The organism is Streptomyces canus (assembly GCF_001514145.1).
In the GTDB taxonomy this organism is placed as follows: Bacteria; Actinomycetota; Actinomycetes; order Streptomycetales; family Streptomycetaceae; genus Streptomyces; species Streptomyces canus.
In genome coordinates, this window is record NZ_KQ948664.1 from 411,893 (window position 1) to 421,459 (window position 9,567).

A 9,567-nucleotide genomic window follows, 5' to 3' on the forward strand; every position below is an offset into this window, starting at 1 on the left:
TCAGGAGCCGGCGTCCCGCTCCCAGCGGTAGAAGCACCGGGCCATCGCGTCCTTCGGCGAACGCCAGGTCGCCGGGTCGTACGCGGTGACGTACGCCGACAGCCGTTCGCTGATGTCCCGGAACTCGGGGTGTCCGGCCGCCTTCGCGATGGCCGGCCCGGGGTCCCGCTCGGACTCGATGAGGTGCAGGTACACGTCGTCGAACTGGAAGAGACTGCGCCGGGCCACCCCGACGAGGTGCGGCAGTTCTCCCCGGTCCGACTCCTCGAACACCTTGGCGATGTCCAGGGCCGACTCCGGGGCCATCCGGGCGACGATCAGGGACTGATGCATCGTCATGTCCTCCGTCCCGCTCAGTCGGACATCATCGACACGGGCCGGCGCTCACCGGCGGCCTGCTCGATGCGGTCCCGGATCAGCGCCATCTGGACCTTGGAGTTCCGGTTGATGTTGTCCGTCATCCAGGCGTCGTCGACCGGTGCGTCCGGCCGCATCGCGAAGTCCTGCGTCCACACCATCCGGGTGCCCTCGGGCACCTTCTCGTACTGCCACACGATGTTCATGTAGGCGAAGGGCCCCGTCTCGACACGGCGGGCCCGCACGGTGAGCGTGTCGCGGTCCGGCTCCCGCTCCGAGACCCAGCTCCACACCTTGCCGTCCTGGTCGGGGTGCATGGTCAGCCGGAAGGTGGTCCGGTTGCCCTCCCGGGAGATGATCTCGGCGGAGGCGTACTCGCTGAACAGCTGCGGCCAGCTCTCGACGTCGTTGGTCATGTCCCAGACCAGGTCCAACGGGGCCGCGATGACGACGTCGTTCTGCGTGTGTCCGGGCATCTCAGGCTCCTGCCAGAAGCGCGCTGTTGACGAGTGCGAGGAACTGCCGGGGGCTCTTGCTCTTCTCCGCGTCGGGGGGCATCGGTGTGCCGTACCGGTTCTCCAGCTCGCCCACGATGCCGAGCAGACCGAGCGAGTCGAGGCCGAAGGCGTCGAAGCCGGACTCCTGCTGCTGCCGGAGCTCCTCCGGGGCGACGGTGATCCCGGCGGCCTTCTTCATGAGCTCGGCCAGCTCTTCCACGGTGATTCGGTCACTCATGCGGTTCCTCTCCTTGCTGGGTGATGGGTGTGCGACGCCTCGCTACGAGGCGTCCGCGGCACCGCGCCGTAGCACCAGCGCCGCGTTCGACCCCATGAGTCCTCGGCTGAGGACCAGCGCCGTGCGCATCTCGGTCGCCCGCGCGCGGGCGGTGACGAGGTCGAGGTCGTGGCAGATGTCGAAGACGTTGGGGGTGGGTGGGATCACTCCGTGCTCCATCGCGAGCACCGCGGCGGCGACGTCCAACAGGGGCGCCGCGCCGCAGGCCCGGCCGACGGCGGTCTTCGGCGCCGTGACGGGGACGCGGGTGCCGTGCGGTCCCAGCGCGTCCGCGATCGCCAGCGCCTCGGCACGGTCGGCCTCCGGGACGCCGAGGGCGTCGGCGAAGACCACGTCGATCTCCTCGGGTGCGCACCCGGCCTCGTCCAGGGCGACCCGGATCGCCTGGGCCAGTCCCTCCCGGGACTGCTCCCAGCGGGAGGCGCCGGTGAACGTCGCCGCGTGTCCCGCCAGGGTGGCCCGCACCGGCACACCCCGTTCCCGGGCCGAGGTCTCGGCCTCCACGACGACCATGGCACCGCCCTCGGCGGGCACGAATCCGCAGGCCGCGGTGGTGAACGGGCGGTAGGCGCGGTCCGGTTCGGCGACCGTGCTCAGCTCCTCGTAGCCGAGCTGGCAGACCATCGAGTAGGGGGCCAGCGGCGCCTCGGTCGCGCCGGCCACCATCACGTCGGTGCCGCGCCGCACGGCCCGCGCCGCGTGCGCCAGGGCGTCCAGGCCGCCGGCCTCGTCGGAGGCGACCACCCCGCAGGGGCCCTTGAGACCGCGCCGGATGGAGATCTGGCCGGTGCTCGCGGCGTAGAACCAGGCGATGGACTGGTACGGCCCGACGAAGCGGCTTCCCTTGCCCCACAGTTGCTGCAGCTCGCGCTGCCCGAACTCGCCGCCTCCGGACCCGGCGGCGGTGACCACGCCCACGGAGAACGGATCGGCGTCGGTGTCGGACCGGCTGAGCCCGGCGTCCTCCAGTGCCAGGTCGGCCGCGGCCATCGCGAAGTGCGTGAACCGGTCGGTCTGGACGAGGTAACGCTCCTCGATCGCCGCCGGCGGGTCGAAGTCCCGGATCTGACCGGCCACCCGCAGCGGCAGGTGCTCGCACCCCTCACGGGTGATCCGGTCCAGGACGACGACACCCTCGCTGGTGGCCTTCCAGAAGGCCTCGGTGCTGTTTCCGTTGGGCGCGACCACGCCGATTCCGGTGACGGCCGCGCGCCGGGGATGCGGTGCGCTCATTCGGTCCTCTCCCTCGGCAGAGTCATGATCACCGCGGACTGGAAGCCGCCGAACCCACTGCCCACGGACAGCACGCTGCGCAGTCTGCGCTCGCGAGCGACGCGCGGGACGTAGTCCAGGTCGCACTCGGGGTCCGGGGTCTCGTAGTTCGCGGTGGGCGGGACGACCTGGCGGGCCAGGGCCAGCGCGCAGGCGACGACCTCGATCGCCCCGATCGCGCCGAGGGAATGGCCCACCATGGATTTGATGGAGCTCATGGGCGTGTCATAGGCGTGCGCGCCCAGCGCCCGCTTGACCGCGGCCGTCTCGTGCCGGTCGTTCTGCTGGGTGCCCGACCCGTGCGCGTTGACGTAGTCGATCGCCGTGGCGTCGAGCCGGGCCTGGCCGAGCGCGTCCTCGATGGCACGGGCCATCTCCAGGCCCTCACGGGTCAGACCGGTCATGTGGTAGGCGTTGCCGAAGGTGGCGTAGCCGCCTATCTCGCAGTACACGTGCGCGTCGCGGGCCCGTGCGTGTTCCAGCTCCTCCAGGACGAGCACCGCGCCGCCCTCGCCCATGACGAACCCGTTGCGGCGGGCGTCGAAGGGCCGTGAGGCGTGGGCGGGGTCGTCGTTGCTCGGGGAGGTGGCCTTGATCGCGTCGAAGCAGGCCATGGTGATCGGTGAGATCGGCGAGTCCGAGGCGCCGGCGATGCACACGTCGGCCCTGCCCTCCTCGATCGTGTGGAAGGCGTACCCGACCGCGTCGAGCCCCGAGGTGCAGCCCGTGGAGACGGTCTGCACCGGCCCGCGTGCCTCGAACCGCTCCGCCACCGCCGAGGCGAGGGTGCTGGGCGTGAACGCCCGGTGCAGGTGCGGTTCGGCCTTGCGGTGGTCCACGTCCCAGTGCTGCCCGCGGTCGCTGACCAGGACGTAGTCGTGTTCCAGCCGGGTGGTCCCGCCGACCGCGGTGCCCAGGGAGACCCCCACCCGCCACGGATTCTCCCCGGCGAGGTCGAGACCGGAGTCCCGTATCGCCTCGTCCCCGGCGACCAGGGCGAACTGGAGGTAGCGGTCGCTCCGGGCGATCTCCTCCGCGTCCAGGCCGTGGGCCGCCGGGTCGAAGTCGCACTCGGCGGCGATCTGCGAACGCAGCCCGGACGGATCGAAGAACGTGATGCCGCGGGTCGCCGTACGACCGCTGGTCAGCAGATCCCAGAACGCCGGGACACCGATGCCGCCCGGGGCGACGATTCCTATGCCGGTGACCGCCACGCGCCTCCTCATGAGCGCATCCGGGATCGTTCGGCGGGCCCGCCCGCACCCGCGTGGGCCGCCTCCGCCGGGATCGGCACACCGTCGGCGTCCTCGGTGTCGACGTGCCCGAGCGGCGGGCTCGGCGCCAGCGGGCCGAGGTGGAAGACCATGCGGGCCTCCACCTTGCCGACGTTGCGGAAGCGGTGCCGCATGTGGGACGGGATCAGGAGCCCCTGCTCGGGTTGGAGCGGGTGCGGCTCGCCGTCCAGGTCCACTTCGAGCTGTCCGCAGACGACGTAGATGAACTCCTCGGAGTACGGGTGGTAGTGCTCGGCGATGCGGTCGCCGGGCTGCACGATGGCCACGCCCATGAAACCGCTGGTGGAGCCGACCGTGGTGGGGGTGAGCATGGCGCGCAGATCGCCTCCGCGCCGGGTGTTGGGCTCGACCTCGCTGAGATCCACCACTCCGGGATGACGTTTGATCACGACGTTCCTCCGAACATGTGCTGCTTCGACATGAGGGCGGGGCCGGTCACGGCCCGGTGGCCGGCGAATCAGGCGCCGGGCGCGCGGCGGTCGGTGACGAGATCCATGCGGGAGACCGCGAGGAGATGAGCGGGGGTGCTGTCCTTCAGCGCCCGGCCGTCCAGTCCGAGGGGTTCGCCGTCGAGCAGCGCCGTCAGCTCGTCCGCCCGGCCGTGGTCCGTGAGACCGAGCACCGGACCGGGGTCGCTGTCGAGGGCGCCCCGCACGTCGACCAGCCGCATCACGACGTCGTCGCGCTGGAAGATCGTGCTGCGCAGCACCGGTCCCCGCGGATCGTCCGCCGCCGCCTCGTCCTGCCGGGCGAGCAGCTCGGCCAGCTGCATACCGCGCCCCTCACGGGCCGGGTAGTACAGCGCGTGCCGCACCGCCTCCGGGCTCTCCTGCCCGGCGGTCACATGGTGTACGGCGGGCAGCGCCGCGCGGGTGAAGAAGAGCCGGGCGGACTCGGGGTCGTCCAGGTCCCGGTCCTGCTCCAGATAGGGGTTGATGGCCTCCTCGACGGCCCGCACCTCGGGCTGCCGGGCGACGTGGCGCAGTGCGGCGAGCAGGTCGCCCCGCACCTCGATGGCCCGGACCACCCGGTTGCCGTGCATGAAGAGCGAGGTGCGGCACAGCCGGGTGGTGTCGTCGACCCGCGGTTCCGGTGAGGTGTAGCCGGCGAGGATCTTGGCGACGGTGTCCTCACTGCCCGGCTTGACCGTGAAGGTGAGGGCGTGTCGGATCAGCCCGTCACCGATCCTGGGGGACGCCTGGAGCCGGCGCTTGCCGGGCCCGGTCGGCACCGCCGGGCCGCCGGTCTCGCGGACGATGTGGAAGCGCAGCGACCTGGTGTCCCGGACGCAACTGTGCAGCGGCTCCACCATCCGCACGTGTTCCTCACTGTTCACCCAGGTGAGGAAGGGCGGTGCGCTCTCCCACTCACTGGTGATGAGCCACTGGGAGGGGTTCTCGATGGACTGGCACAGCTGGTCGCTGACATGTCCGGGAACGGAGGCGACCTGGCTGCACAGACTCTCGTACGCCTCGAGGAACTGCTGCTGGGCCCCGTCGTAGACGTCCACCAACAGGACGACACGGAGCCTGGAGCCGTCGAACACGGACTGGGAGACCCGCTGCGATGCCTGTTGCTCAGGCGTTTTCGAAACACGGTCGGACGTGGTGGTCATCCTGTGTACATCTCCTTCGGGGGCAGGGGTGGACGAACGTCGGTCACGGGGGATGACGTCGGCGTTCCTCGATCGTCAGGCCGCCCCCGCGAGCGCGCGACTCGTATGCACCGTGGGGGTGACCGGCCGGCCCGGCGGCCGGGCGGGGCGGGTTCAGAGGAGGTGGGCGAAGACCACGAGGTTGTCCGTGTAGTCCCGGGCCGAACGGTCGTAATCACCCGCACAGGTGATGAGCCGGACCTGGGCCGTGGCCGTGTCCTCGTAGACGCGCCTACTGGGGAAGTGGCCCTTGTCGAACGTCTCCACGCTGTCGACCAGGAAGGACGCTCTGCGCCCGTCGGCCCGGTCGACGTGGAAGACGTCGCCTTTCTCGAGTTCTCCGAGTTCCACGAAGACGGCCGCCGACGTCGCCGTGTCCACATGCCCGGCGATGATCGCCGTGCCCGTCTCCCCGGGCGAGGCGCCCTTGGCGTGCCAGCCGACGAGGTTGACGTCGTGGGCGGGAGGCGGCTCGAGACGGCCCGAGGGACCGATGGCGAGGTCCGTGAAGGGGGCGTCGACCGAGATCTTCGGAATGAGCAGACGTACCGGCCTCGATCGCGGCAGATGCCTGCCGGCCGGCTGCCCGGCCGCCTGCCGGGGCGGCGGAGCCGACGCGGAGACGGGTGCGGCCCGTGGCGGCACCGGGGCCTCGGACGGCGACTCGTCGTGACCGCCGAACAGCCCCAGGGCGACCACCAGGATCGCCACGGCGCTCAGCATCACCTTGGTGTGGGATCCCTGCCCGGTCGGGGCGGGCTCCTCGGGGCCGGGATTGTCTGCGGGGGTGGGGGGAGGGACTGCCATCGGACACCACCTCACCAGGGGACGGCAGCAGATCGGACGTACGGGGCACGGGGAGGGCCGGCCGGGCCGCCACGCGGCACGCGCGTGGCGGCCACAGCGGCTATGGCGTCCGGCATGGCTCAGGCCATGCTTCCGGCGACCTTCTTACGTCGCGTCGCGTACAGGCCGGTTCCGGCGACCGCCAGCACGGCGAGCCCGCCCGCGGTCATCGCCGGGGAGGCCAGCCCGCCGCCCCCGGTGTGCATGCCGCCGCTGGGCTTCTCGTGGCTGCCGCTCCAGCCGCCGCCGTCGTGCTTGCCGCCGGAGTCCTGGCCGTGCTCCTTGTCCTTGTAGGTCTCCGGGTCGTACTTGGGGTCCTTGCTCTCCTTGCTGTAGGAGGAGTCCGACGAGTCCCAGTCGTCCCCGGCCGCGTAGGCACCGGTGGCGCCGAGAGCGAGGACGGCCGAGGCCGCCGCGGTGGTCAGGAGGATGCGAGCAGAGCGCATGTGTCGTTCCTTCCGTCGGGGGCCGGGCAGCTGGTGCTTCGTCAGCTGAATGGAGCCCTGCCCCGACGTGATCCACCGTCAGTCAGCCTCGCGCCCGCCACCACTCGGGGCGGTCACCCGGGTGAACGCGCCCGGATCGAGCGGGAGTCAGACCGCCCCCAGCAGCGTGGTCAGTACCTGGCGCAGCGCCGACCCGGCGTCCGGGACCGGCCCGGGAGACCGCCAGGCCACGAACCCGTCGGGCCTGACGAGTACGGCGCCTTCGGGCGTCGTGCCGTGGACGGCCGACCAGTCCGCGTCGCCCTCGGGCGTCAGCTCGGCACCCGGGCCGTCGCCCACCCGGTACGAGGTCAGCGGGACGGATGTCCTTTCGGCGAGGCGGACTGCGGCCTCGTGCCAGCCACTTGGGTCATCGGCAGCACTGAGCAGGACGAACGACGTCTCGTAGAGGTCCAGGGTGGAGATCCGTTCACCCCGGTGCCGTACCGCCATGTGGGGCGCCCTGCTGCCGGGTTCGCCGGACAGGTCGAGGCGCTCCGGGACGACCGGGGTCGCCGGGTCGGCGCCCACGACGGCGCCCTGCGGATAGCGGTAGCCGAGGGCCACGTTGAGGATGCCGCGCTGCGGGCCGGTGCCGCCGCCCGCGCCGGGCGACGGGGCGAACCCGGGATGGCTGTGCTCGACCGACCGTGCGGCGGCGCGGGCGCTGGTCGCCTCCGCGACCGGGCGGCGTTCGGCGTCGTACGTGTCCAGCAGCGACTCCCCGGCCCAGCCGCCGACCACCGCGGCGAGCTTCCAGGCGAGGTTGTGCGCGTCCTGGATACCGGTGTTGGAGCCGAACGCCCCGGTGGGGGACATCTCGTGGGCCGAGTCGCCGGCCAGGAAGACGCGTCCCGCGCGGTAGCTCCGGGCGACCCGCTGGGCGGCGTGCCAGGGGGCCCGGCCGGTGATCTCCACGTCGAGGTCGTCGACGCCGACCGCGCGACGGATGTGCTCGACACACCGCTCGTCGGTGAACTCCTCGAGCGTTTCGCCGCGTTCGGGGTGCCAGGGAGCGTGGAAGACCCAGTTCTCCTGGTTGTCCACGGGCAGCAGCGCACCGTCGGCCGCCGGGTCGGTCAGGTAGCAGACGATGAAACGGCGTTCGCCCACGACCCCGGCGAGCCGACGCGAGCGGAAGGTGATGCTGACGTTGCTGAACAGGTCGCCGGGACCGCTCTGGCCGATGCCGAGCTGCTCGCGGACGGGGCTGCGGGGGCCGTCGGCGGCGACGAGGTAGTCCGCGAGGAAGGTGGTGTGCTCGCCGGTCTCCCGGCTCTTGACCACCGCGGTGACGCCGGAGGGCCCGCTCTCGAACGACAGCAGTTCGGTGGCGTACCGCAGATCGCCACCGAGCCGCTCGGCGTGTTCGAGTAGTACCGGCTCCAGGTCGTTCTGGCTGCACAGGCACCATGAGCTGGGGCTGAAGCGGGCCAGTCCGCCGCCCGGGTCGATCTCCCGGAAGAGCCACTCGCCCGCGTCGCCGACCAGGGTGGGTGTCTGCAGGATCCCGTGGTTACCGGCCAGCGTGGCGGCGGCGTCCCGGATTCCCGCTTCCACGCCGGCCGTCCGGAACAGCTCCATCGTGCGGACGTTGTTGCCCCGTCCGCGGGGGTGGATGGAGGTGCCGGCGTGCCGCTCCACCAGCGTGTGCCGTACGCCCAACCGGCCTAGGAACAGCGAGGTCGACAGGCCGACGAGGGAACCGCCGACGATGAGGACCGGGACCCGGTGGGTGGTGTGGCTGGTCTGGACCTGTTTCTCGTTCATCACTCGCCTCCAGCGCGTCGTGTCCGCCGACTCGTCCGGATACGGCGGGGAGCCTTATCCATGCCCCGTGGCGCGAATGCGGGCCCAAGCTTCACCCGCTCAACCCGCCCGGTTCGCCGACTCGGCAGATGGCCCGGTCACCGTTTCGGCAGCGCCGCCTCCGGATTGCCGTAGTAGGCGCCGGGCCCGTGTTTGCGGGTGTAGTGGCGGTCGAGCAGGTGGGCGGGAGGCGGTGCTGTCGGGGACAGGGACAGGGTGTGGAGGGCGATGTCGGCGACGGCTTCGCAGATGATCGCGTGTTCCAGGGACTTGCGGGCGGTGGTGCCCCAGGTGAAGGGGCCGTGGTTCGCCACGAGGGCCGCCGGGACCTCGACCGCCCTCTGGTCCTCCTCCCCCAGTAGATCCACGATGACGACGCCGGTGTTGTACTCGTAGTCCTTCGCGCACTGTTCGGGGGTGAGATCGCGCGTGACGGGGATGGGTCCGTTGAAGGTGTCGGCGTGGGTGGTGCCGAGGACCGGGATGTCCCGGCGGGCCTGGGCGAAGGCGACGGCGTGGGTGGAGTGGGTGTGGGTGACGCCGCCGATGGAGGGGAAGGCGCGGTAGAGGCAGCGGTGGGTCTCGGTGTCGGTGGAGGGGCGCAGATCGCCGTCCACCACGGCGCCGTCGGACAGACGGACCGTCACCAGATCGTCGATCGTCAGTGCCTCGTAGGGAACCCCCGACGGCTTGATGACGAACAGCCCTGCCTCGCGGTCGACTCCGCTCACGTTCCCCCAGGTCAGGGTTGCCAGGCCTACCTGGGGGATGGCGAGGTTCGCCTCGAGTACCTCCCGGCGCAGGCTCTCCGGGACAGTGGTGGTCATCGGTGTTCTCCTTCGTGCCGGTGAGAGGTCACAGGGCCTGGGCGAGGCGGTGGTAGGCGGCGTTCCAGCGGATTTCCTTGGCGAACTGGTCGGTGCTGGTGTGCTCGTCGATGGTGAGCAGTTCGACGCCGGTCATGGCCGCGTAGTCGGTCAGCGTCTCGACGTCGACGGCCGAGCTGAGCACGGTGTGGTGCGGGGCGCCGGCCAGCAGCCAGCTCTCGGCCGAT

The 9,567-nt window shown here is 71.4% G+C and carries 11 protein-coding genes and 1 pseudogene; all 12 read right to left on the bottom strand.

The annotated features are described in order from the left end of the window. Nucleotides 1-333, bottom strand: coding sequence for a TcmI family type II polyketide cyclase (locus AQJ46_RS28925; RefSeq protein WP_057609423.1), 333 nt, complete (start codon nucleotides 331-333; stop codon nucleotides 1-3). 20 nt (nucleotides 334-353) lie between these two features. Beyond that, on the bottom strand, nucleotides 354-833 hold the full coding sequence (locus AQJ46_RS28930) for an SRPBCC family protein (RefSeq protein WP_059208344.1): 480 nt from the start codon (nucleotides 831-833) through the stop codon (nucleotides 354-356). A gap of 1 nt (nucleotide 834) precedes the next feature. After that, nucleotides 835-1,092 (bottom strand): acyl carrier protein, encoded by a 258-nt coding sequence (locus AQJ46_RS28935; RefSeq protein WP_059208345.1) that lies wholly within the window; start codon nucleotides 1,090-1,092, stop codon nucleotides 835-837. A gap of 42 nt (nucleotides 1,093-1,134) precedes the next feature. After that, on the bottom strand, nucleotides 1,135-2,385 hold the full coding sequence (locus tag AQJ46_RS28940) for a ketosynthase chain-length factor (RefSeq protein WP_059208346.1): 1,251 nt from the start codon (nucleotides 2,383-2,385) through the stop codon (nucleotides 1,135-1,137). Continuing rightward, a complete protein-coding gene (locus AQJ46_RS28945) occupies nucleotides 2,382-3,650 on the bottom strand; it encodes a beta-ketoacyl-[acyl-carrier-protein] synthase family protein (RefSeq protein ID WP_059208347.1) in 1,269 nt (422 codons plus the stop codon). Before AQJ46_RS28945 ends, AQJ46_RS28940 begins: the two co-directional genes overlap by 4 nt. Further along, entirely contained in the window at nucleotides 3,647-4,108 is a 462-nt protein-coding gene (locus AQJ46_RS28950) for a cupin domain-containing protein (protein WP_059208348.1), read from the bottom strand. Before AQJ46_RS28950 ends, AQJ46_RS28945 begins: the two co-directional genes overlap by 4 nt. Nucleotides 4,109-4,176: 68 nt before the next feature. Next, entirely contained in the window at nucleotides 4,177-5,334 is a 1,158-nt protein-coding gene (locus AQJ46_RS28955; RefSeq protein WP_059208349.1) for a SchA/CurD-like domain-containing protein, read from the bottom strand. A gap of 153 nt (nucleotides 5,335-5,487) precedes the next feature. Continuing rightward, nucleotides 5,488-6,180, bottom strand: a complete 693-nt coding sequence (locus AQJ46_RS28960; protein ID WP_079072461.1) for a class F sortase — start codon at nucleotides 6,178-6,180, stop codon at nucleotides 5,488-5,490. Nucleotides 6,181-6,299: 119 nt separating this feature from the next. Next, nucleotides 6,300-6,665, bottom strand: a complete 366-nt coding sequence (locus AQJ46_RS28965) for a hypothetical protein (RefSeq protein WP_059208350.1) — start codon at nucleotides 6,663-6,665, stop codon at nucleotides 6,300-6,302. 147 nt (nucleotides 6,666-6,812) lie between these two features. Next, a complete protein-coding gene (locus AQJ46_RS28970) occupies nucleotides 6,813-8,474 on the bottom strand; it encodes an FAD-dependent oxidoreductase (RefSeq protein ID WP_059208351.1) in 1,662 nt (553 codons plus the stop codon). A gap of 137 nt (nucleotides 8,475-8,611) precedes the next feature. Then, nucleotides 8,612-9,340 carry an L-ribulose-5-phosphate 4-epimerase AraD gene (gene araD, locus AQJ46_RS28975; RefSeq protein ID WP_059208352.1) on the bottom strand — a complete coding sequence of 243 codons (729 nt, stop codon included), beginning with the start codon at nucleotides 9,338-9,340 and terminating at the stop codon, nucleotides 8,612-8,614. Between the two features lie 28 nt (nucleotides 9,341-9,368). Further along, a pseudogene (locus AQJ46_RS28980) lies at nucleotides 9,369-9,567 on the bottom strand (L-arabinose isomerase); the annotation flags it as partial.

Coding starts and splice junctions, on each gene's coding strand:
- AQJ46_RS28935 (WP_059208345.1), bottom strand. CDS start 1,092: ATGAGTGACCGAATCACCGTGGAAGAGCTGGCCGAGCTCATGAAGAAG.
- AQJ46_RS28945 (WP_059208347.1), bottom strand. CDS start 3,650: ATGAGGAGGCGCGTGGCGGTCACCGGCATAGGAATCGTCGCCCCGGGC.
- AQJ46_RS28930 (WP_059208344.1), bottom strand. CDS start 833: ATGCCCGGACACACGCAGAACGACGTCGTCATCGCGGCCCCGTTGGAC.
- AQJ46_RS28970 (WP_059208351.1), bottom strand. CDS start 8,474: ATGAACGAGAAACAGGTCCAGACCAGCCACACCACCCACCGGGTCCCG.
- AQJ46_RS28925 (WP_057609423.1), bottom strand. CDS start 333: ATGCATCAGTCCCTGATCGTCGCCCGGATGGCCCCGGAGTCGGCCCTG.
- AQJ46_RS28955 (WP_059208349.1), bottom strand. CDS start 5,334: ATGACCACCACGTCCGACCGTGTTTCGAAAACGCCTGAGCAACAGGCA.
- araD (WP_059208352.1), bottom strand. CDS start 9,340: ATGACCACCACTGTCCCGGAGAGCCTGCGCCGGGAGGTACTCGAGGCG.
- AQJ46_RS28965 (WP_059208350.1), bottom strand. CDS start 6,665: ATGCGCTCTGCTCGCATCCTCCTGACCACCGCGGCGGCCTCGGCCGTC.
- AQJ46_RS28960 (WP_079072461.1), bottom strand. CDS start 6,180: ATGGCAGTCCCTCCCCCCACCCCCGCAGACAATCCCGGCCCCGAGGAG.
- AQJ46_RS28940 (WP_059208346.1), bottom strand. CDS start 2,385: ATGAGCGCACCGCATCCCCGGCGCGCGGCCGTCACCGGAATCGGCGTG.